Annotated in this window: 18 protein-coding genes; 8 read left to right on the top strand and 10 right to left on the bottom strand. The window is 44.8% G+C overall.

The genetic code is table 11. The features are described 5' to 3' along the window. The first annotated feature begins 166 nt into the window (after nucleotides 1-166). Nucleotides 167-784, top strand: a complete 618-nt coding sequence (locus tag K5Q99_RS14315) for a transglycosylase SLT domain-containing protein (protein ID WP_281422441.1) — start codon at nucleotides 167-169, stop codon at nucleotides 782-784. Nucleotides 785-960: 176 nt separating this feature from the next. On the opposite strand, the gene K5Q99_RS14310 is transcribed toward K5Q99_RS14315, so the two are convergent. From K5Q99_RS14310 to dauA, 4 genes are all read right to left on the bottom strand, one after another. After that, complete coding sequence (locus K5Q99_RS14310; protein ID WP_220777228.1) at nucleotides 961-2214, bottom strand: GGDEF domain-containing protein; 1254 nt, start codon at nucleotides 2212-2214, stop codon at nucleotides 961-963. A 163-nt stretch (nucleotides 2215-2377) separates the two neighbouring features. Next, a complete protein-coding gene (gene purK / locus K5Q99_RS14305; protein ID WP_220777227.1) occupies nucleotides 2378-3481 on the bottom strand; it encodes a 5-(carboxyamino)imidazole ribonucleotide synthase in 1104 nt (367 codons plus the stop codon). Next, nucleotides 3481-3972 carry a 5-(carboxyamino)imidazole ribonucleotide mutase gene (purE, locus tag K5Q99_RS14300; protein ID WP_220592244.1) on the bottom strand — a complete coding sequence of 164 codons (492 nt, stop codon included), beginning with the start codon at nucleotides 3970-3972 and terminating at the stop codon, nucleotides 3481-3483. The genes purK and purE overlap by 1 nt, the downstream gene beginning before the upstream one ends. Before the next feature lie 269 nt (nucleotides 3973-4241). Beyond that, the gene (gene dauA, locus K5Q99_RS14295) at nucleotides 4242-6017 is read right to left on the bottom strand and encodes a C4-dicarboxylic acid transporter DauA (protein ID WP_220777226.1); all 1776 of its coding nucleotides are present in this window, start codon (nucleotides 6015-6017) and stop codon (nucleotides 4242-4244) included. A gap of 232 nt (nucleotides 6018-6249) precedes the next feature. Here dauA and K5Q99_RS14290 point away from each other — a divergent pair, with 232 nt between their 5' ends. The 4 genes from K5Q99_RS14290 to K5Q99_RS14275 all read left to right on the top strand — a co-directional run bounded on the left by K5Q99_RS14290 (nucleotide 6250) and on the right by K5Q99_RS14275 (nucleotide 10279). Further along, nucleotides 6250-8145 (top strand): vWA domain-containing protein, encoded by a 1896-nt coding sequence (locus K5Q99_RS14290; RefSeq protein WP_220777225.1) that lies wholly within the window; start codon nucleotides 6250-6252, stop codon nucleotides 8143-8145. Between the two features lie 45 nt (nucleotides 8146-8190). Next, entirely contained in the window at nucleotides 8191-8796 is a 606-nt protein-coding gene (locus tag K5Q99_RS14285; RefSeq protein WP_106649730.1) for a sigma-70 family RNA polymerase sigma factor, read from the top strand. Further along, nucleotides 8789-9511, top strand: a complete 723-nt coding sequence (locus K5Q99_RS14280) for a hypothetical protein (RefSeq protein WP_220777224.1) — start codon at nucleotides 8789-8791, stop codon at nucleotides 9509-9511. The genes K5Q99_RS14285 and K5Q99_RS14280 overlap by 8 nt, the downstream gene beginning before the upstream one ends. 231 nt (nucleotides 9512-9742) lie before the next feature. Beyond that, nucleotides 9743-10279, top strand: coding sequence for a hemerythrin domain-containing protein (locus K5Q99_RS14275; protein WP_106649732.1), 537 nt, complete (start codon nucleotides 9743-9745; stop codon nucleotides 10277-10279). Between the two features lie 209 nt (nucleotides 10280-10488). Here the strand turns inward: K5Q99_RS14275 and K5Q99_RS14270 are convergent, their stop codons facing one another. The 5 genes from K5Q99_RS14270 to K5Q99_RS14250 form a co-directional block, all read right to left on the bottom strand. Then, entirely contained in the window at nucleotides 10489-10674 is a 186-nt protein-coding gene (locus K5Q99_RS14270; RefSeq protein WP_006080618.1) for a DUF3545 family protein, read from the bottom strand. A 216-nt stretch (nucleotides 10675-10890) separates the two neighbouring features. Further along, nucleotides 10891-12528, bottom strand: a complete 1638-nt coding sequence (pgi, locus tag K5Q99_RS14265) for a glucose-6-phosphate isomerase (protein ID WP_220777223.1) — start codon at nucleotides 12526-12528, stop codon at nucleotides 10891-10893. A gap of 19 nt (nucleotides 12529-12547) precedes the next feature. Then, complete coding sequence (gene tal, locus K5Q99_RS14260; RefSeq protein WP_106649734.1) at nucleotides 12548-13504, bottom strand: transaldolase; 957 nt, start codon at nucleotides 13502-13504, stop codon at nucleotides 12548-12550. Between the two features lie 250 nt (nucleotides 13505-13754). Beyond that, the gene (locus K5Q99_RS14255) at nucleotides 13755-14864 is read right to left on the bottom strand and encodes an OmpA family protein (protein ID WP_220777222.1); all 1110 of its coding nucleotides are present in this window, start codon (nucleotides 14862-14864) and stop codon (nucleotides 13755-13757) included. Between the two features lie 239 nt (nucleotides 14865-15103). Further along, a complete protein-coding gene (locus K5Q99_RS14250; protein ID WP_220777221.1) occupies nucleotides 15104-17470 on the bottom strand; it encodes a phosphoketolase family protein in 2367 nt (788 codons plus the stop codon). A gap of 433 nt (nucleotides 17471-17903) precedes the next feature. Between K5Q99_RS14250 and K5Q99_RS14245 the strand changes: the two genes are divergently transcribed. Continuing rightward, nucleotides 17904-19346 (top strand): alanine/glycine:cation symporter family protein, encoded by a 1443-nt coding sequence (locus K5Q99_RS14245; RefSeq protein ID WP_220592252.1) that lies wholly within the window; start codon nucleotides 17904-17906, stop codon nucleotides 19344-19346. A gap of 129 nt (nucleotides 19347-19475) precedes the next feature. Beyond that, entirely contained in the window at nucleotides 19476-20249 is a 774-nt protein-coding gene (yaaA, locus tag K5Q99_RS14240) for a peroxide stress protein YaaA (protein ID WP_220777220.1), read from the top strand. A gap of 88 nt (nucleotides 20250-20337) precedes the next feature. Here yaaA and K5Q99_RS14235 read toward each other — a convergent pair whose 3' ends face one another. Further along, nucleotides 20338-21744: a M28 family metallopeptidase gene (locus K5Q99_RS14235; protein WP_220777219.1), complete on the bottom strand. Its 1407-nt coding sequence runs from the start codon at nucleotides 21742-21744 to the stop codon at nucleotides 20338-20340. 136 nt (nucleotides 21745-21880) lie between these two features. Here K5Q99_RS14235 and K5Q99_RS14230 point away from each other — a divergent pair. Then, nucleotides 21881-22175 (top strand): ArsR/SmtB family transcription factor (locus K5Q99_RS14230; RefSeq protein ID WP_006084975.1); only part of this gene is annotated, 295 nt, incomplete at its 3' end.

Genomic DNA, 22175 nt, shown 5'->3' with positions numbered 1-22175 from the left:
CCAAAGCGTTTAGCTCAAGTGCTAAGCCAGCAACATGCGATTTAAGTCAGATTGATTTACCCCTAGCGCTTAGATCTTCTAAGCGCAAAAAAGGCTTTTTATGCTTGCCTCAGACTGAGTCTATGACATCATGGAGCCAGCTAACTCTCCAAAGAATATGATATTAATGAATAAACCCTCCACTATCTTACTCTGCGCAAGTCTCGGCATCTTGTCTGGGTGCGCGACGTCTCCGCCTAAGTCACCTGAAAATTTGTGTGAGATATTTCAAGAACACCGAGATTGGTATGATGCCGCTAAAGACGCCCGTGACAAATGGGGTGTGCCAGTGCATGTTCCGTTGGCGATGATGTATCAAGAGAGTTCATTCAAGCACAATGCCGCGCCACCGATGGAATACTTTTTAGGTTTTATCCCTATTGGCCGTGCCAGTGATGCCTATGGGTATGCGCAGGCTAAGACCATGACGTGGGATGATTATGTGCGTGAGACGGGAAACAGTTGGTCGAGCCGCAGTGATTTCGATGATGCCTTGGATTTTATGGGCTGGTTTATCAGCAAAACCCATAAAATTAATGGCGTATCTAAATGGGATGCGCGGGCGCAGTATCTTAATTATCACGAAGGCTGGGGCGGTTATCGCCGTGGCAGTTACAAGTCTAAGGCGTGGTTAGTCAAAGTAGCGAACAAGGTGGATGCCAGATCGAAACGCTACGCAGCTCAATACAAAACCTGCCAAAAAGACTTGGATTCATCTTGGTTGTGGCGCTTATTCTTTGGTTAGGGTTAGGGTTAGGGTTAGGGTTAGGGTTTAGCAAGAGCTTAGCTAGAGTCTAGTTTGCTCACATAGTCAGCCATTTGAATGAGCGTCTATGGCTGACTGTAGGTGTTCAACTTTGATATTCAACTCAAAGACTGACTTTTGCTATTGACCTTTAATAGCGCCTGACTTCAATCGACTTATTGTGCTTTCACTGCGAAAGTTTCTAATGCTTTAATGGCTTTCTTCTTCGCGCGCTTTTGCTCATACATGGCATGATCGGCAGTCTTAAAGGATTGATACCAATCGGTTTCGAATGGAGCAATCCCAAAACTAAAACCTAGGCTAAGCTCCGAGCCTTGATTCAAGGTTTGGCGCATTTTATCTAAGTCTTGCTCGATTTGGGTTAGCGGCCCATGGCATAGCGCGACAAATTCATCGCCACCAAAACGGGAAATAATGCCTTTGTTTTGCCAATAGGTCAGTATGGCAGTGGCCGTGCGCTTAATGGCAATATCACCAGTCTGGTGCCCATAGGCATCATTAATGGCCTTGAGATTATCCATATCGATAATAATTAAATAGCTGCCAAGGTGAGGTTTGTGCTGCCAGTGGTGCAGTTCATCTTCAAAATTCTTTCGATTATAAAGCCCTGTAAGCGGATCGTAATTCGCGAGCTTAGTGATCTGTTGTGACTTCTGATAGAGCGCAATGGCATTACTGGCTTCGTGGGTTAGGATAGAAACCAGATTGCGGTCGTAATCGCTAAAGGCGCCTAGGCTACTGCTGTCGAGATTAAGCATGCCATAGAGCTTGCCATCGATACGAATAGGGCTAGACAGGGTTGAGCGTATAGGCTGCTTCGACACTGAGAGTAATATACTTTGATCATCTTCGGTTAACGTACTGGCGGCATTGATATTTTTCATATCATTGATGACCACAACTTGATCGCATTTTCCCTGAGTAAGCCGATATTCAAAGGTTTGTTCTAAGGTAAAATCCAGTTGTCTGAGTTTTGCTAAATCGAGACCCACTACAGATTCGAAATGCAGTTTGTTATTAGCCTCGTTGACTTTAATGATACTGCCCATTTCGGCACCATTAATTACGTATACGGCTTTGTTGAGTAAGGCGTCGAGAAAAGCATGCTCATTTTTATAATGGCTTGAGAGGTGCGCGAGCTCGTAGATGGCATCGTTGATAGTGACGACTTGCTCTAAATGCTCCCACAGTCGAGTTAACCGACCTTGATGCAAATAGTAAATCAGGCTGTAGGCAAAAATGTAAATGATGCAAACAAACAGTAATGGCAGGATAGTCCAACCTTCTGTGGGTGCATTAAAGATAAATAGCAGGACGAATAGACATATCGGCACAATGAGCAATAGCAGATGATAGCGATAATCTAAGCGATCTATGGTCTTACGTTTGAAATTATCCCTTAATTTCACTCGAGTATTCCTTTATCTGTGTCATTGCTAGCCACAATTGAATGCTATACATCACTAACGTATTCACACTGAGTTCTGTTAAGTATATAACTAAAATTGAAATATAAACTGATATGAAACTGTGAACAATTTCATATCAGTGATTTTGGTACTAAATACTGAATTAACGCGAATTTTCTGCGTATTCGGCCAATATCCAGGCTAAAGGTGCTTGGTATTGGATTGGCATCCAAGTTTGCAGTGCGGCTATGCTCTGGTTGAGCACAGTTTTATTGGGCACTGATAGGTTCAAATGGCCAACTTTACGACCATGGCGCACTTCTTTGTTGTACCAGTACAGCTCAGCATTGGGCAAACTTAACCAGCGTGGGTCATTATCGATACCGATAAGATTGACCATAACACACTGAAAATTCACTTGTGGCTGTGGGATCGCAATTCCGCAAAGTGCACGCAAATGCAGCTGGAATTGATCCATATGGGTTCCGGCTTGAGTCCAATGGCCTGAGTTGTGCACTCGCGGCGCCAGTTCATTTACCAATAACTCATCACCAACACGGAAGCATTCCATCGCCATCACGCCAATGTATTCAAGCTCGTGCATAATGGCGCTGAGCATAGCTTCGGCTTGGGCTTGCAAAGGGCTTAAGCGTGCCAGTGGCGAAATCGACGCCATTAAAATACCATCTTGATGTAGGTTCAGCGTCAGCGGATAAAACACGCATTGGCCTTCACGGGTACGTACGCCAACCAATGACACTTCTTCATCAAAGTTAATCGCTTGTTCAGCAATCGCAAGGTTACGCCAATCGTTTGGAATATCACCCGCTTCGGCTTGTTTAAGCCAATGTTGGCCTTTACCGTCATAACCACCAGTACGGCGTTTCATCAAGACTCTGGGGCCATAGTGCTGATACAGGGTATCTACTTGGGTGTTATCGTCAACTAAGGTCCAAGGCGCAGTGGGAACACTGAGCTGGTCGAGTAGACTTTTTTGGCTAAAACGGTCGGCTAAACGGCTAAATACCGGACCATTAACAAAATGGGGGTGTGAGCTGAGTTGTAAACTCAGGGCGGACTCTGGCCACTGTTCGCGCTCGGCGGTGATAATGTCGTGCGACGCGAGTGGCAGGATGTCATCCGTAGGCGTCATGATATCGACGGCGTTAACTTCAATTGCTAATGGCTCACCAGCGTGGGTTAGCATGGCGCCCAGCTGACCATTACCTAATACCCAAACCTTAGGTTTAGTGTTTGTCTGGGTCATTAAACTTCCCTCGGATCTGGATTGTCCAGTACCGCACGGGTCTGTTCTTCTCTGAAAGCGTCAACTCGAGTCGCTAATTCAGCATCGTTATTCGCAAGGATTTGGCAGGCCAACAATCCCGCATTGAAAGCGCCCGCTGTGCCTATAGCTAAGGTGCCGACGGCAATGCCTTTTGGCATTTGAACGATAGACAATAAGCTGTCCATACCTGACAGGGCCTTACTTTGAACTGGTACACCTAATACGGGTAAGCGAGTTTTAGAAGCAATCATGCCGGGTAAGTGCGCAGCACCACCGGCGCCACCAATGATGATTTTAAAACCACGATCGGCGGCAGAGGCTGCAAACTCCATGAGTTTATCTGGCGTTCTATGGGCGGAAACCACTTCAACATGATAAGGCACTTGCAGTTTATCCATTATCTCAGCGGCGGCTTCCATCGTGGGCCAATCACTTTTAGAACCCATAACAACAGCAACAAGGGCTTGCATGATAACTCCTTAACTCACTAATTTTAATTATATTTTGACCTTGTTTCAGGTCTAGGTACAGTTGATGCTTGTCTAGCCGTCACCGGTAGCAAGCATCATGGCGCTGAATAATACCATGATCCTCGTCATTTCTGCCCGTTTTTGCGCGCGAAAAAACGTCTTTTGCTGTGATGAATGGCTTGGGGAATTGAGCTATAAAAAAGACCAATCTTGAGATTGGCCTTTGAGATAAGTCAGCAGCATTAAGCCGTTGAGATTACGCTGCTGGTTTACTGTGTCGGCACATTCGCAGTGATTTCTGTTTGCTGAGTGATAACTGGCGCTTCACCCTGAGCTTCAGTTAGGGCTTCACGTAGAGTGGAGTAAAACTTTAACACGCCCTCAATTGGTTGGATTTTGGCTCTTGCCAGCGTTCGAATGGGCTGAAACTGTAGATCGGCGATAATGAGCTTAGTCTTATTCGCTTTGCATTTTTCAATCAGTTTTGTCAGCGCGGCTAAGCCACCGGCATCCAGAATCGAGACCCCATCGAGATACAGCACTATCACTTGTTTATCTTCGGTGAGACTGGCAATTTCGGAAAAAATCCTATCGGCAGCGGCGAAAAATAGCGGCCCGTTAATTTTGAGTACAGCCCAATCGGCGGGTAGCTCTTGATCGACATAACGCTTGTTAGTGCTGATATCGTAAAGCTTTGTCATCTCAGCAATTTCCTTCATAAATAGCAAGGCGGCGAGAATGATCCCCACACTGATGGCGATGACCATGTCGAAAATAACCGTTAATGAAAAACAGCTCGCAAAGACCATGATATCGCTGGTGGGCGCGGTTTTAACTAAATGCAGCGCTTTGTGGGCCTCACTCATGTTCCAAGCCACGACGAGTAGCAGGGCTGCCATGGCCGACATCGGCAAGTAAGCGAGCACGCCCGCTAAGGCGACTAAGCCAAACAGTACCACTATGGCGTGGATCATGGCCGCAATTGGGCTCTGTGCTCCCGCTTTGACGTTTGCCGCGCTACGGGCAATTGCTGCCGTCGCTGAAATCCCGCCAAAAAATGGCGTGATGATATTTCCGATGCCTTGGCCCAGCAGCTCACTGTTGGCACTGTGGCGCTTGCCTGTCATACCATCAAGCACCACGGCACACAGTAGCGATTCAATCGCTCCTAACATGGCGATGGCAAAGGCGGCGGGTAATAAGGCTTGAAAGGTCGCAAGATTAAACTGAAAAGCTTGACCATTGGCGCCAGCTTGCAGCCAAGGCCATTCGAAACTCGGTAATACCGCTGGGATCCCCATGCCTGTGGTGCCATCGCTCAGCTGGTAGTGAAAACGGGTGCCTATGGTTTCTATGTCTGCTCCCATAGCATTGAGCACCAAGGCGAACATAGTGCCGAGTATGATAGCTGGAAGGTGTGCTGGCACGGGTGTTTTGAGCTTTGGCCAAAGTAGCATAGTCGCTAATGTCGCGGACGCGACCAGTAAGCTAGGCAGATGCACCGAAGGTAGTGCTTGGGCTAATACCATTAGCTTGGCCAGATATTGCTCCGGCATATGGGCAATTTCGAGCCCGAAAAAGTCCTTTAGCTGCAAGGTAGCAATCACTACGCCAATCCCCGCGGTAAAACCTAAGGTGACGGATTCGGGAATATACAGAATCAACCGACCTAGGCGCAGCGTCGCCATACCGACGAGTATCATTCCTGACATCACAGTCGCGATTAATAATCCAGCTAAACCAAACTGTTGGGCTATGGGGTAGAGCAATACTACAAATGCCGCTGTCGGGCCGGATACGCTGTAACGTGAGCCGCCAGACATGGCGATAATAAAGCCACCGACTATGGCGGTATACAAGCCGTATTGAGGCGCAACACCACTGGCAATGGCTAATGCCATCGCTAATGGAATCGCAATAATACCTACAGTGAGACCAGCAAGAAGATCTTGCCCAAAACGTTTAAACGAATACTTATCCGTCACGCAAGCTTCTGTGAGTGCGTGGGCGATCCTTAGGGAAAACAAATGAGCTGAGTGTGACACAAGAGGGTCCCATAGCTAGGCTAGCAACAAGCTTCTATTTTAGTGGCCAGATTGAATGTGCAGTGTGATCTTGCCAGCAAAAGCGATTGAAAATACTTTGTTTTGTATAAATAGTGTGCTTGGAGGCGGTTTGATTCTCATTTAAGCATGTTTTGCAAAATATCGAGATGTTTTAACCCTTTTGCTAATGCGGGCCGTTTACAGCTTTAGGTCAACATCAAAGGCATTCCACATGAAAACAAAATATTCCCCAAAAACCGTTTCAGTTTCCGATCCAACTTTCTACCTGCAACGGGGAAACGGTATCCCATCGGCGACCAATGCGGCGGCGTTATTAATGCTTGCTGTGAGCTTAACGGCCTGTGGCGGTAAAGGCTCAGAGCTAGAGCATCAACAGGCGGAGCAGCAAGCAGAACAGCAAGCTGAGCAACGTCATCAAGAAGCGTCGCAGCGCCAAGCTGAAATGCGTGACGTCGCTAAGGTTGAAATGGCGAGAGTTGCGGCGCCGATGCAAATGTCTAGCAATGGTGCTGTGATGGGAATCAACATAGCGCCAATGCCGCGTGACTATGCCGCGATTCCGTTAGCGCAAAACAAATTCGAGCAGCAAGTGCAAAATGGCATCATGGTGGCAGGGGAGATCCCGGTATCGACGTTTTCCATCGATGTCGATACTGGTAGTTATGCCACTTTAAGGCGAATGCTTAGGGAAGGGCGCTTACCCGAGAAAGGCACAGTCAGAGTTGAGGAAATGCTCAATTATTTTGCCTACGATTACCCCTTACCTGCTAAAAGCACTGCGCCGTTTAGCGTAACGACAGAGCTTGCACCTTCACCCTATAACGATGAAATGATGTTGCTGCGGATTGGCCTTAAAGGTTATGACTTACCTAAATCTCAACTAGGCGCCAGCAACTTAGTTTTTTTGCTCGATGTGTCAGGTTCTATGGCGTCAGCGGATAAATTGCCTTTACTGCAAACGGCGTTAAAACTACTGACGGCGCAATTAAGCGCGCAGGATAAAGTCTCTATTGTAGTTTATGCTGGAGCGGCTGGTGTAGTGCTCGATGGTGCGTCGGGGAATGACACTCAAACCTTGGCCTATGCGCTGGAACAATTGAGCGCAGGAGGTTCAACCAACGGTGGTCAAGGGATCACGCAAGCCTATCAATTGGCGAAAAAGCATTTTATCCCTAATGGCATTAATCGAGTCATCCTTGCGACCGACGGGGATTTCAATGTTGGTGTAACAGATTTTGATGATTTGATTGCCTTGATTGAAAAGGAAAAAGATCATGGTATTGGCCTGACAACCTTAGGGTTTGGTTTGGGCAACTATAACGATCAACTGATGGAGCAACTGGCGGATAAGGGCAATGGCAACTATGCCTATATTGATACGCTTAATGAAGCGCGAAAAGTGCTGGTGGACGAGTTGAGTTCGACCTTATTCACTATCGCCAAAGACGTGAAAATACAGGTGGAGTTTAATCCGGCCTTAATCTCTGAATATCGTCTGATTGGTTATGAAAATCGCGCCTTAGCAAGGGAAGATTTTAATAACGATAAGGTGGATGCGGGCGAAATTGGCGCGGGTCATACAGTAACTGCCTTGTATGAATTAAGGTACGTTGAAGCAGGGAATCGGATGAATGATAAACTTAGATATGGCGTTGATGCTCAAACGGGGCAAGAGAAATACAGCCGCGAAGAAATCGCTTTTCTTAAACTAAGATACAAGTTGCCGGAGCAAACGCAGAGCCAGTTACTGAGTTATCCCATTAGGTTAGATCAAAGCGTTAAACAGTTAGAGCAAGCGAGTGATGATTTTAGATTTGCTGCCGCGGTTGCAGGGTTAGGACAATTACTGAATGGTAGTCATTATCTGCATCAATTTGATTATGCTCAGTTAAGCCAGTTAGCACGTTCGGCATTAGGGGATGATCCCTTTGGTTATCGCCATGAGTTTGTGCAGTTAATGGAAACCGCAGCAGCCATAGAGCAATCTAATCAGCTGCCAATTAAGAAAACATTCGATGGCTCGGATAAATCTTTTCCTCCACAGGATAAACGCTATGGTGAGCCAATGAGAGATAAGAGCAATCCGCGTAATGAGAGATTACAATAGTAAAAGTGAATACAGGGGGTTAACCCAAATGACGAGGAATTTTCCGTGGCATTAGCAATACCGCAAATACCAACCCATGAGCACTCAGATGAGCAATTGATGTTGTGCTATGCCAAGGGCGATTCAAAAGCATTTGAGCAGCTATACCTGAAGCACAAAGGCGCACTTTATCGCTACTTTGTGCGCCAGTTAGGCGATAAGCAGTTAGCTGAGGATTTATATCAAGAAACCTGGGGCCGGGTGATCCGTGCAGCAGCTAATTACGAGGCCAGTGCTAAGTTTACTACTTGGCTATATCGTATCGCCCATAACTTATTGATTGATCATGTTCGGGCGGTAAAACCCGTCGATTTAATCGCCACCGATGAGGACGAAACTGGACCCGATACTTTTGTGGCGAGTGAGCAAGATAAACCTGACGTGCAATGGCAAGAAGCGCAAAAGAGTTTATTGCTAAAGACCTGTATCGCACTGTTGCCCCAAGTCCAGAAAGAGGCATTTATCCTGAACATTGAAATGGGTTTTACGGCTGCCATTATTAGCGACATTGCGGGCGTAACTTTAGAAGCGACTAAGAGCCGTATTCGCTACGCTTACCAAAGTCTAAAGGATTGCGTCAGCGCGAAATGGCAGGAGGCGGGTCATGAGTAATTTATCTTCAAGTGCTGATGAGCGCGCATTACAACAAGAAGTGTTGGCTTGGTATCGTCAACAGGCCTTAGAAGTTCCACCGCAGCAACTCGACCAAGATATCTTACAGCTGGCGCAAACTCACTTAGCTGAAATGCATCAAAGCAAAATAACCGCTGTTGAGTCTCCAACTTCCGTCTGGCGCCGCCATCCTTGGGCATTATCGAGTGCGGCATCTTTGGTGCTTGTTGTGGGTTTATTGGTCCTTAATCGGCCGCAAACTGAAGATGTTATGGCTCCAAGTCCAATGGTGATGAGCGCTCCTGTACCTCAAGCCATGACAAGGATGGCCGATACGCAAGCGCTGCAATCTTCAAATATGCAAGCAGAAGCTGTGGCTAAGCATGAAATACAGACTCAAATGCAGCAAGCGAAGGCTGCAGCGGGTGCTGAGCGACAACATGATGCAAGCAGCCCTGCTATCGCTGCAAGGTCTATGAATGCTCCGAGCAATGCTGAATCTTCAGGCACCGATAAAGTGCCACTTGGAGAGTCTTTGCATCTGTTAAGCGCTCTTATCGAAGCGAAGGAGACTGAGCAAGCATTAATGCTTGAGCAACAATTGCTTAAGGATTATCCGCAACTCGCCTTTGAGACGGTAGATAAAGCGTTGCTAAGCGAACCACAGCTTGAATTTAAAAAGCTTCAACAGCAGCTGCATCAGCTTGCTAAGTAAGTTTGTTGTGGTTTTAGCAATAAAAGCGTACTGAGCAATCCTAATGTGGTGAGAAAACCACTAAATGCCCCTGAGATTGGGATAGACGTATGAGTGCGTGCGGTCTGTTTACAGTTTGGTATGTGATTTACTTGATCAACGTCATAAAGTGAACAGGATTTAGCCTGTTATATTGGTGTTAGTCCACGACTTGACTAGTATCAATAGTCAGAACTATATCCAGGAGGCATTATGCTTAAGAGACTCATGCATGATCATAAACATATGGCGGTATTGCTAAATGTTTTAAAAAACAAGCAGATGAAACTGTCCGAAGGTGAGTCAATCAATTTCATCGTGGTGCGGGATATCGTTGAATATATGCAAGGATATGCTGAGCGTTGCCATCATCCGGTTGAAGACATTATTTATGCCTACTATCTAGCGCATAAAGCCAATGACAATATCGATAAATTGAGTGCTGAACACGAGTTAGTGATCCAAGCCTCGGCGGCTTTGATGACGACGCTGAATCTGATCCTCAGTGATATTGTGGTTGCCCGTGAGAAACTGATTGTTGATTTTGCTGATTATGTTGCATTACAAGAGCGGCACATGCAAATGGAGGAGCGGGAAATATTCCCGTTATTGGCTAAAACCTTGACTGAACAAGACTGGCAGTTGATTGAGTCTGAGTGTCAGAAATCCTTGATTGATGATCCTTTGTTCTTAGATCGCGAGCAGAAAGAATTTGAGGATTTGCGAGCTTATCTAACAACGGCTGACTAGCAGTGATTCACTCATAGGGCCCACCTTGTGGGCTTGAACCTAGGATTCAATACTACAGAGCGATGTTTTTTTGCGTTAGCTTCTGTTACTCGCGAATCGTTATTCCCTCTTATTTCCCACCAGATCCGATAGTACAAATAAAAAAGCGCCGAATGGCGCTTTTCTTGTTCATGTTTGAGGCTAATGGTTTAGCTCATCTCAACATGTGATTACAACTGGATGGCATCAATGTCGTAGTTAAAGTTATTATCGATTTCTTGGAGTTCTTTGAGCAAACGATGCTTATCTTTTAATGCTTCGATCTCACGCCATTTACGCTTTTTATTGGAGCCTCGCGAACGATCGGGTCTTTCAACGACTTCATCTAGCGCACAACCATAATCTAAACGATCCATGGTAACCTCCTGTTGTTGTATGTTTTGTCAGCGATTAAATAACATATTTTTAAAACAGGGTGCAAGAATTATGTTTCAATTGTGTTAAGTTGAAATGAACTTTGAGTGATATGTCGTTGATCTTCAGTGTGGCTTGAGAGCGGCGAGGAATTGAAAAGTTGAATAGAAATAATAGGATAAAATAAAAAAGCCAGCGATTGCTGGCTTTTTGTTCGATTAGATTTTGCCTTGTCGATAAAGGTTAATCAATGCGTTACTTGAGGCATCTAAGGCATCACAATTTTGCGTCGCACCGATGCGTGCTAACACATCGTTACCCAGATCCTTACCAAGCTCTACACCCCATTGGTCAAAGGAGTTGATGTCCCAAATTGCACCTTGAACAAAGGTTCTGTGCTCATACAGGGCAATTAAAGCACCTAAGGTGCTCGGCGTGAGCTTATCCATGAGTAAGGTGTTGCTCGGCTTGTTACCTGGCATCACTTTATGTTTTGCGATCAGCTGCTTTTCAGTCGCAGATAATGCACTATTAGCGAGTTCGGCTAAGGCTTCATCAAAAGTGCGACCTTGCATTAGGGCTTGAGTCTGGCCAAAGCAGTTTGATGCTAGCTGATCATGGTGCTCTCCGATAGGATTATGACTTTGCAGTGGCATAATAAAATCGGCAGGGATCAGGGCTGTACCTTGGTGCAACAGCTGGTGATAGGCATGTTGGCCATTAGTGCCTTCGCCACCCCAAATTACTGGACCAGTACTGTAGTCAACATCTGTCCCGTTTAAGGTGACAGACTTACCATTACTTTCCATGTCGAGCTGTTGGAAGTAAGCCGGTAGACCACGTAGATAATGATCATATGTCAGTACAACATGGGACTGAGCATTGAAGAAATTACCGTACCATAGGGATAATAAGCCCATGATCACTGGCATGTTTTCTGTCAGTGGTGCATTGGCGAAGTGCTCATCCATTTGGTGGGCACCTGAGAGCAAGGCTCTGAAATTATCCATGCCAATCAAGAGTGCTATCGGTAAACCAATCGCTGACCAGAGTGAGTAACGACCGCCAACCCAATCCCACATAGGGAAAATGTTGTCTGCATCGATACCAAAATCCGTCGCTTTAGCAACGTTTGACGTCACTGCGACAAAGTGTTTTGCTACATCCGACTGCAAACCGCCTTTTGCTAAGAACCATTCTCTAGCAGTGAGTGTATTGGTTAAGGTTTCCTGTGTGCCAAAAGACTTGGACGACATGATGAACAAGGTCGTTTCAGGATCCAGTAACTTCAGCTTCTCACTGATTGAAGTACCGTCGACGTTTGCCACAAAGTGACATTTTAACTCCGGGTTCCAATACGGGCGCAGCGCCTGAGAGACAATTTTTGGACCAAGGAAAGATCCACCGATACCGATACTGACAATATCGGTTATCGCTTTACCTGTGTAACCTTTCCATTGACCTGATGTCACTGAACTCACAAACCCTTGCATTTTATTCAGGGTTTGTTGGACTTCAGGAACTATGTCTTGACCCTCGGCAATAATCGATTGTTCCGCAGTGCTACGTAGCGCAGTGTGCAAAACGGCGCGCTTCTCTGTGGTGTTAATGATCTCACCCGCAAACATTGCTTTGATTTTTGCTTCAAGTTGACTATTGCTTGCCAACGCAAATAACAGATCAAGCGTTTCCGTCGTTGCTCTGTTTTTAGAGTAATCCAGTAATAAACCACAGGCAGTTAGCGACATTTTATTGAAACGTGCCGCGTCAGTGGCAAATAATTCCCTCATATGCGGTACATTTTTACTGTGTGCTGATAAAGCTTGCCATGTTGAGCTTTGGGTCAAGTGTGTCATCTCGCCGTCTCCAGAGTGCTTAGTTTGCTAGCTTAGCCGTGAGCATCACTTCGAGTTTGCCCTGGTCGATAGCAAAGTTTCGAATGCCTTCTGCAAGCTTATCAACTGCCATAGGATCTTGGTTAAAGTCCCAACGGAATTGCGCTTCTGTTAATGGAGCTTCGGCTGCGACAGTGCTGGTTGCCGGAACCAGTTTAGGAGTAATGTCGACTTGCGAATTAGCCAGTTCTTCTAATAGAGAAGGGCCAATCGTGAGACGATCGCAGCCTGCTAGTTCGATGATTTCACCTATATTACGGAAACTTGCGCCCATAACGACAGTATTGAAACCATGCTGTTTGTAATAATTATAGATTTCGGTAACAGAAATGACTCCTGGGTCATTTACGGCATCGTAGTCTTTACCTGTATCTTTTTTGTACCAATCAAGGATACGGCCTACAAAAGGCGAAATTAGATAAGCACCAGCCTCGGCGCAAGCGCGTGCTTGGGCAAAGCTAAATAGCAGAGTTAAGTTGCAGTTGATGCCTTCTTTCTCTAGTTCTTTAGCGGCACAAATGCCTTCCCATGTTGAAGCAAGTTTGATCAGAATACGTGATTTATCAACGCCCGCTTCTTTGTAAAGGCGAACCAGCTTATGGGCTTTCGCAATTGATTGTTCTTTATCGAATGATAAACGGGCATCAACTTCAGTTGATATACGCCCAGGAACGAGTTTCAGTATTTCTACACCGATATTAACGGCGAGCTTGTCGCTGGCATCATCAAGTTGCTGCGCGAGATCGGCACTTTGTGATTTTGCCCAATCGATAGCGTTATCTATGAGGGATTCGTATTCAGGAATTTGAGCCGCTTTCAAGATGAGTGATGGATTGGTTGTCGCATCTTCAGGTTGGTAGCGTTTAATCGCTTCGATGTCGCCAGTGTCAGCGACGATAGTGGTATATAACTTGAGTTGCTCTAATGTATTGGCCATGAAAAACATCCTTCTCAGGTAGCAGTCTTAACTCGGAATTCACTGATGACTATTAGAAGCGATTTTGCCAACTTTTCCAACCTTGAATGTAAAAAAATTACAAAAATGACAATTTTATGTCTATTTAGGTTTGGCATGAGATACAGGCTCTCATCTTGGCTGTGGTAGAGGGCATCGCTTTTCCTAGTGTATACCCCATAAAAACAAAAAGTCGCTGCAAGCAGCGACTTTTTTACGTCAATAAGTAATATTACTTAAGAACAGGTTGTTTAGTCGTAGTCGTTACAATGGCTTCGATACGACGGTTAGCTGCGTAAGCTTCTTTCGAGTCACCAGCAACTAATGGCTGAGTAACACCGTAACCGTTAGAAGTTACGCGGTTTTTGCTGATACCGTATTTCTCAACAAGAATTTGAGCAACTGCGTCAGCACGTTTGTCAGACAGCACCATGTTGTAATCTGGTTTACCTACGTTTGAGGCGTGGCCAGCGATTTCAACTGTGAACTCTGGGTTTTTGTTCAGGTAGTTAGCGAGTCTTTCGATATCTTTGTAGAAAACCTTTTTAACTACAGCAGAATCGTTAGCAAACTGGATTGAACCCACGTCTTCTTTATTTTTTACGTTTTCGTAAATTGTACAGCCAACAGAATCAACTTTATGCGTTACTGGTGTAGCTGGACATTGATCTTTATCGTCATAAACACCATCGTTGTCTGAGTCAACAGGTGCTGCTGCGATAACCGCAGCTGCAACAGGTGCTGCAGCTGCTGGAGAACCGAAACGGTAGCTCAGTTCAAGACCCCAGTAGTTGCTATCAGCTTCAACGATGTTGTAATCGTCATTTAGGTTTTCATAACGACGATATTTAGCTTGTAACTTCAGGTTATCAGTGAAGTTGTAACCAACACCTGCACCTAAGTATGGAGCAAAGTCGTTTGTACTGTATTTGCTTGAAACACTACCATTATGCTGGTTGTTTTCAAGTGAATAGTACATTGCACCCGCTTCGGCTGATAAGCTCCAGCGATTGGCTAGTGGCCAGATACCTACTAAGCCTAGCGTCGAACCTTTAACGCCAGCATCATTACTGGTGGCCCCATTAGTCCAATCTGCATTACCTAAATCACGGAAGCCGATTTCAGCGCCGAAGTAATCATTGAACATATAGCCTGCGAATACATCCCATGCATATGGGTCATCTTGACCATTCTGGGTCGCGATATGTTCATAGTTGTTAACGCCTAAACCTGCGCCAACATACCAAGGAGTCAGTTCTTGAGCCGCAGATACAGTGAAAGGTAATAGCGATGCAAGCAGTACAAATTTTAATTTATGATTCATCATGTTCTCCAATTCCATTATTTATGATTCTCCACCAATATGTCTTGCCGTATATGTGCAAAACATTGCTAGCACTTAATGTGGGGATCCTTTGGTATTGTAGCCAGCGGTTAATTATCACTTGGTTTGTTAAGTTTTACCAGTGTTAAGAGTTTTCTTTTTATGGTCGCTCGTGCTGTAAGTTGTTTTTTAAACATAAAAAAGGCACTCCGAGGAATGCCTTTAAAATGAATTGTTTTGTTATTTTTTAGTAAACTTTAACGTGTCCATACCCAATTCTCAATTTCTACTGGGTCGACACCATTGGCTTTAATATAGTTGCGGTGATCAACTAATCTTTGCAACATGTCAGTGGTGATGGAGACGTGCATAGTTTCATCAATGACGCCCTGTTGGAACAGTTTATAAGCCATATCAATTACTAGGTGATAACGTGATGTACCGTTACGAACGCCCATATCGAATGGAGTGGTTGTTGAACCTTCTTCTTCATAGCCTTTGATTCTGAAGCGACGGCTGCCTTTGTAATCAAATATTAACTTTTTGATCGTATTTGGATAACCGTGATAGTTGAACACCACGCCTTTATCTTGGGTAAATATTTCGTCCATTAACCAAGGTTTTTCTTTAAATTTGCGACTTCCTAGGCCATCACTGCTTAATTCTGTGACGCTAACGAAGCGAATTTTGACTCTTGGAAGCAGTTCTCTGATCAATACTAATGAAGCCATACATTCTTGAGTGACGTAATCACCACAACCTGCCAACACAATATCTGGATTCTCATCAGAGGCAAAATCCCAAACCATCACGCCATCTTTTGCTTGTTTACGCGCTTCTTCCAAGCTTAACCATTGTGGTAACTCTTTCTTACCCGCAACGAGAATATTGAGTTTGTCGCGGTCAGCATAAGCGCGTTCGGTATAAACTAAGGTGCTGTTGGCATCTGCTGGTAAATAAGCAGAGATAATTTTAGGATGCTTCTCTAGCATAGCGCCCAGGAAAGACGGGTTTTGATGCGAGTAGCCATTATGGTCTTGGCGTTCTAGCAACGAAGATAAAACGACGTTACATGCAGGCAGTGGCTTACGGAAGTGTACGCCTTGGCTCGCGTAGACGTATTTACAGTATTGGTCTGCCATCGATGAGATCACTTGTGAGAATGACTCATAGGTTGGGAACATACCGTGGCGGCCTGTGACTGTGTAACCGTGTAACATACCAAACAGCAAGTTTTCAGAAAGCAGTTCAATGACTCGCCCTTCACGGGACATGTCTTCATCCCAGCTTTCAATTGGCCATTGCCATGCGCGATCGGTTTCTTCAAATACAGCTTGTAACTGATTTGAATAGGTTTCATCAGGGCTAAAAATACGTAGATTACGTTGATCACGGTTCAACTTGAATGCATCACGCATCCATTCGCCCATTTTCAGCATTGAATAACCACGGTGACCACGTGGTACTTCTGGGCCATAGCTAAGTTTTTCGAGATCGGGATTCGCTAACGCTCTAACGACTTCCCCGCCGTAACTCAAATGTTGACGACCACAGGCAAGTTGCTTAGGTGGAATTAATGAGCAAATGTCTGCATCAAAAATAAGCTCACCTTTATCATTCATTTGGTAAAGTTCTTGGAAGTTGTAACTGGCAAGCCAATTGTTTAGTGCATCCAGATGGCCTTTATCTGTAGCACATTTATTGACGATCACTTGGTGTGATTCGCAGTTACCTTCGAGTTTCTTACCTTTATACTCACTGACACCGGTCCAACCTTTGGCGGTACGCATTAAAATCACTGGCCATTTAGGCTTAACCACATCTTCGCCACTGCGGGCACGACGTTGGATATCATTGATCATGGCGTAAGCGGTATCCATGGCATTTGTCATTTGCACATAGATATCTTCTTCTAATTCGTTATCAACGATAATAGGGAAGTAGCCAAGACCACGGAATTCAAGCTCCAGTTCTTCATGACTCATGCGTCCCATGCGGGTTGGGCCTGAAATTTTATAGCCATTGATATGCACAATCGGTAATACTGCACCGCTAGTCGCAGGAGATACTAAGCGATTTGCATACCAAGATGCGGCTAATGGCCCAGTTTCTGCTTCACCGTCACCAATTAAGACGGTGGCGATCAGATCTGGATTATCGAGAACAGCGCCCCAGCCTACTGAAAGTGAGTAGCCGAGTTCGCCACCTTCAAGAATTTGTCCTGGAGCTTCTGGGTTTGCATGTGAAGGATAGCCGTAAGCTGCGGAAAACTTCTTACAAATATCTTCGATACCCGTTTCATTGTAGGGGATTGTTTCAGGATAGAAATGGCTTAACGAACCCTCTATGAATAAGTTAGCTTGTACTGCAGGGAAACCATGACCTGGACCAACTAAATAGATGAATGAGCGATTGTGTTTAACAATCAATCTATTAATGTTGGCGTAAACAAAGTTAATGCCGGGGCAGGTACCCCAGTGGCCAAGTAAACGTGGTTTGATATCAGTATGGGCAAGTGGACGTTTATGTAAGACGTTTTGTTTGAGATAAATCTGCGAGGTCGCAAGAAAGTTAGTCGCTCTGACATATTTTTTCAGTGCATTGATTTCATGTATTTGTGTCATATAAAGCCTCACTAAAACAAACAAGAGATGATTGAAGTTTCTATGTGACTACTATATTTGTAATTTTATTACAAAAATGTGCCCTGCATCCAAATTTTAAAAGTTGTTTTTACTGTTAAAAATAATGTGCTAACTGTGCACTTTTGTTAATTCAGCTTTAACAGTGACTTAGCTTATGTTGTGAGACGTGATGTTGATGGTGTTTAACTGCGCAAACGCGAGCTTGATCACATGAGCAATTTCGAATACTGTGCTATTTTGCTGCGTTGAATTCGGTAGCCGTGATGTTGTAAATTCACGGAAGGATAATTTGAAAAAATAAATCTACCGAAATTCTTACCTTTAACTTGGAAGGATTCATTCACCACAGATGTTGTACCTCTAATTGCCATTCAATTTGAGGAGCATTTGCTACGGGAAGAAGTAAAATAATATGTTAGAAACCATAGTTAATTTTTTGAATGCGCTACTTTGGGGTAAGTTGTTAGTATATGGGCTAGTAGGAGCTGGTCTTTATTTTACCATTAGACTTGCCTTTATCCAGTTAACCCACTTTAAACATTCCATCAAAGTCATGACCATGAGTCGCCAAGGTTGCGATAGCGGTCTTTCATCATTTCAAGTCTTTTGTACCAGTATGGCGGCCCGTGTCGGTGCCGGTAATATGGCCGGTGTTGCAGTCGCTATTGGTGCTGCAGGTCCTGGTGCGGTATTTTGGATGTGGCTTATCGCTATTTTAGGTATGGCTACTGCTATGGTTGAATCAACCTTAGCGCAGGTTTACAAAGTACGTGATCATAACGGTCAGTTCCGCGGTGGTCCTTCTTACTACATGGAAAAAGGCTTGGGTCAGCGCTGGATGGGCATTTTATTTGCTGTATTCCTGATCATTGCTTTTGGTCTGGTATTTAACGCGGTGCAAGCAAATACGATTACTGGAGCCATGGAGCGAGTTTTTGGGTTTAATCCAACTTATGTCGGGATTGGACTCGTGATTGCCAGTGGATTTGTTATTGTCGGTGGTCTGCGTAAAGTTGCCCGAGTCTCTGAGTTTATTGTTCCTATCATGGCATTAGCCTATATTCTCGTTGCCTTTATCATCGTTATTTTCAACCTTGATCAACTACCTGCGATTATTAGCTTAATTGTGAAAAGTGCTTTTGGTTGGCAAGAGGCTGCTGCCGGTGGTGTCGCTTATACTGTCGCGCAAGCTATGCAAGCGGGTATTGCACGCGGACTCTTTTCGAACGAAGCGGGTATGGGGAGCGCGGCGAATGTCGCGGCCAGTGCGTCGCCTAATCCGAACCATCCAGCATCCCAAGGTTTTGTACAAATGATGGGTGTGTTTGCTGACACTATTGTTATTTGTACTGCAACGGCTGCAATAATCCTACTATCAGGAGATATTGGCTCGAGTGACGATGGCATACGATTAACCATTAATGCTATGTCTACTCATGTTGGTGACTGGGGTGGGGCGTTTATTGCGGTAGCGATTTTCTTATTCTGCTTTACATCAATCATAGCCAATTACTCTTACGCTGAAACAAACGTTATGTTTTTAATGGGCAACAGTACCAAATTACTGCCTTTGTTCCGTTTGTGTGTATTGGGTATGGTGATGTTTGGTGCCGTGGCGAAGATAAGTCTGGTGTGGAACTTAGCCGACGTTTCTATGGGATTAATGGCGACAGTGAACATTATCGCCCTCCTACTGTTATCAGGTTTGGCTATTCGCGTAATCAACGATTATCGCGAGCAGGTCAAAGCGGGTAAGTCTCCTGAGTTTGATCGCAGTAAGTTTCCTGAATTAATGGATCAACTCGATGATGATATTTGGCAAGATGCCAGTCTTACATCGGTTAAAAAGCCTTAGGTAACCCAGATAGTCGACGACAGAGATTTCTGATTGTCGCAATCGAAAAGACCACGCCGTTAAAGCGTGGTTTTTTTATGTTCGTTCAGTATCATAGGCATGTCTTTTTGTTTCTGTTGGGAGTTTTTGATGTTGATATTGGTTTCGCCGGCGAAGACCTTAGATTTTGAACAGCCGCCACTGACACAGGTGTATTCACAGCCTGATTTCTTAACTCATAGTCAGGAATTGATCCAAGTTTGTCGGCAATTGACCCCTTCAGATATTGCGACTTTAATGAAGGTGAGCGATAAAATTGCGGGTTTAAATGCGGCGCGTTTCGGAGAGTGGCAGCCAGATTTTAATTTAGATAATGCCAAACAGGCTATATTTGCCTTTAGAGGCGATGTGTATACAGGTTTCGATGCTGATAGCTTATCAGAAGCTGAAATCGCTCAGACTCAGTCGCAGCTGCGTATTCTATCGGGTCTTTATGGGCTACTCAGACCGCTGGATTTAATCATGCCTTACCGCTTAGAGATGGGAACGGCACTTTCGAATCCAAAAGGTAAAAATCTATATGAATTTTGGGGTGATACCTTAACGCAAGCGGTAAATGAAGCGCTTGCGGAAAGTGGTAGCGATATAATTGTCAATCTTGCTTCTAATGAGTATTTCAAAGCGATAAAGCCTAAAAAACTGCAAGGGCAATTAATTTCACCCGTGTTTAAAGATGGTAAAAATGGTCAATATAAAGTGATCAGTTTTTTTGCTAAGCGTGCAAGGGGCATGATGGCGAGATATATCATCACCAATAAAGTGAATACCCTAGCTGAGTTAAAGGCATTTAATCTCGCGGGTTATTATTATAGTGAAGAGCAAAGTTCACCGACACATCCAACATTTTTACGTGCAGAGCAATAGCGCAATATCGAGAAGATGTTAATTGATAGAGAGAACAGCTTATGTTGTTCTCTCTATTATTTTTATCAACTCTCTATTTTTCAGCTATCTATTTTTCAGCCTGAATGGCTAAAGGCGTTAATGTCGCGGTTGAATTTGCCATGATATAAGCAAATTGTGCGTATGCGGCGACGTTTTGAGCCAATGCGGCGGGGTCAATCTTATCTAAGGTATCATTCGGTGTGTGATGGTAATCGAAGTAATCGTGACCATCTTGTCTTAATGATGCAACAGGTACGCCTAGGGCTGGCAGCATAGACACATCAGGCCCGCCAGAAGCTTGGTTGTTGCCAAGTGCAACACCATTGAATGACATAGGGCTAAGTGCATGCTGTACCTCAGTCCATGCGCTCTCATTGACCTTAGTATCGATTTGATAGATTCGGCCCGCACCAAAATCAGACTCTGCAGCAATGTAGTGCAATGGTAATTCGGCCTTATGCGCTTCGGCATAGGCTTTACCGCCCACGAGCCCAATTTCTTCAGCGGCATATAGCACCACTCTGACAGTGCGAGCGGGTTTTACCGGAAGATCTTGAATATGCTTAGCTGCAGCTGTCACAATCGCGACACCCGCCCCATCATCAATTGCACCCGTACCTTCATCCCAAGAATCTAAATGAGCGCCAATCAATACTATTTCATTGGGCTTGCTACTGCCTGTCACTTCGGCAATGACATTGTAAGACGTATTAAAGCCTGCATTCTTTGGTGACATCTGCAATTCAAGTAGAGCATCAGGATTGCGTTTTAGTAATGCATCGACCAAATCTGCATCGGGGTTTGACATGGCAGCAGCGGGGATCTTTGGCACGTCATCTTGGTAGCGCATAACGCCTGTATGGGCCATGCGGTCATGATCTGTGCCAATAGAGCGGATCACGATCGCAACTGCGCCTTTTTGCGCTGCTGCGACGGCACCTTTTGAGCGGCCGCCAACGCTTTTGCCATAACCTTCACCAGTAATGTGGCGTTCAGTTTTTTGGTCAATAAACGCAATCTTACCTTGCACGTCTTCAGGCTTGGCTTGTTGTAGTGCCTCTAGGCTATCAAAACGTGCGATTTTAGCCTGTAAACCACCTGCTGGTGTCGCAACGCTGCCACCAAGCGCAGTAATGACCAGCGGCTGCTCGACTGGGAAGGTTATTTTGGCTTTGGCTTCACCGCGCTCCCAAATGGGCACTTGTACTGGTTCTTTATAAACGCGGTCAAATCCAAGGCTTGTCAGTTTCTCCATCGCCCAGTTAACGGCGATGATATCTTTTGGGCTACCAGCAAGTCTTGGGCCCACTTCAACCGTGAGCGATTCGACTATGTCATAGCCTAATTGTGAAGCTAATGCCGTCTGTTGTAATTTTATGGCTTCACTTGTCGTGGCGGTTTCTACTTGAGTTTGGCACGCACTTAAACTCCCAATTAAAAGACTAGAGAGAAGTGCAGTTTGATAGGGCTTCATTAGATTTCCTTTATTTTTATTAAGCATGTCCCATTTTTAAAAACAATCTAGCAAAAAGTGTGCTTTATGTCCCGACTATATCCGTAAGGCAACGCTATATTAGCGCAGGGGTTAGTTTTAGGAGATAAAGTGCGTAATGAATATTGAATTAATGCAGGAGCGAGCCGATCATGCGGTAGTGCTATTAAAGGCACTCGCAAACGAACGCCGTTTATTTATTCTTTGTTATTTATTGAATGAAGGAGAAATGTGCGTTGGCGAAATGAATAAAAAATTAGGCTTAAGTCAATCGGCACTATCACAACACCTTGCTTGGTTACGCAAAGATAATTTAGTAACCACACGCAAAGAAGCGCAAACGGTATTTTATTCGCTCAAAAGTGATGAAGTACGGGAGATGATCCACTTACTGAATAACATTTATTGTCATT

It is taken from the genome of Shewanella hafniensis, assembly GCF_019655335.1.
Classification (GTDB): Bacteria; Pseudomonadota; Gammaproteobacteria; order Enterobacterales; family Shewanellaceae; genus Shewanella; species Shewanella hafniensis.
Note: the sequence above shows the minus strand (reverse complement) of the source record. Positions and strands in the feature narration are given on the sequence as shown.

Bases quoted from the DNA above. Each gene is read 5' to 3' on its own strand.
- K5Q99_RS14315 (WP_281422441.1), top strand. From the start codon at position 167: ATGAATAAACCCTCCACTATCTTACTCTGCGCAAGTCTCGGCATCTTG.
- purK (WP_220777227.1), bottom strand. From the start codon at position 3,481: ATGACCCAGACAAACACTAAACCTAAGGTTTGGGTATTAGGTAATGGT.
- purE (WP_220592244.1), bottom strand. From the start codon at position 3,972: ATGCAAGCCCTTGTTGCTGTTGTTATGGGTTCTAAAAGTGATTGGCCC.
- K5Q99_RS14290 (WP_220777225.1), top strand. From the start codon at position 6,250: ATGAAAACAAAATATTCCCCAAAAACCGTTTCAGTTTCCGATCCAACT.
- K5Q99_RS14280 (WP_220777224.1), top strand. From the start codon at position 8,789: ATGAGTAATTTATCTTCAAGTGCTGATGAGCGCGCATTACAACAAGAA.
- K5Q99_RS14275 (WP_106649732.1), top strand. From the start codon at position 9,743: ATGCTTAAGAGACTCATGCATGATCATAAACATATGGCGGTATTGCTA.
- K5Q99_RS14270 (WP_006080618.1), bottom strand. From the start codon at position 10,674: ATGGATCGTTTAGATTATGGTTGTGCGCTAGATGAAGTCGTTGAAAGA.
- pgi (WP_220777223.1), bottom strand. From the start codon at position 12,528: ATGACACACTTGACCCAAAGCTCAACATGGCAAGCTTTATCAGCACAC.
- tal (WP_106649734.1), bottom strand. From the start codon at position 13,504: ATGGCCAATACATTAGAGCAACTCAAGTTATATACCACTATCGTCGCT.
- K5Q99_RS14255 (WP_220777222.1), bottom strand. From the start codon at position 14,864: ATGGAATTGGAGAACATGATGAATCATAAATTAAAATTTGTACTGCTT.
- K5Q99_RS14250 (WP_220777221.1), bottom strand. From the start codon at position 17,470: ATGACACAAATACATGAAATCAATGCACTGAAAAAATATGTCAGAGCG.
- K5Q99_RS14245 (WP_220592252.1), top strand. From the start codon at position 17,904: ATGTTAGAAACCATAGTTAATTTTTTGAATGCGCTACTTTGGGGTAAG.
- yaaA (WP_220777220.1), top strand. From the start codon at position 19,476: ATGTTGATATTGGTTTCGCCGGCGAAGACCTTAGATTTTGAACAGCCG.
- K5Q99_RS14235 (WP_220777219.1), bottom strand. From the start codon at position 21,744: ATGAAGCCCTATCAAACTGCACTTCTCTCTAGTCTTTTAATTGGGAGT.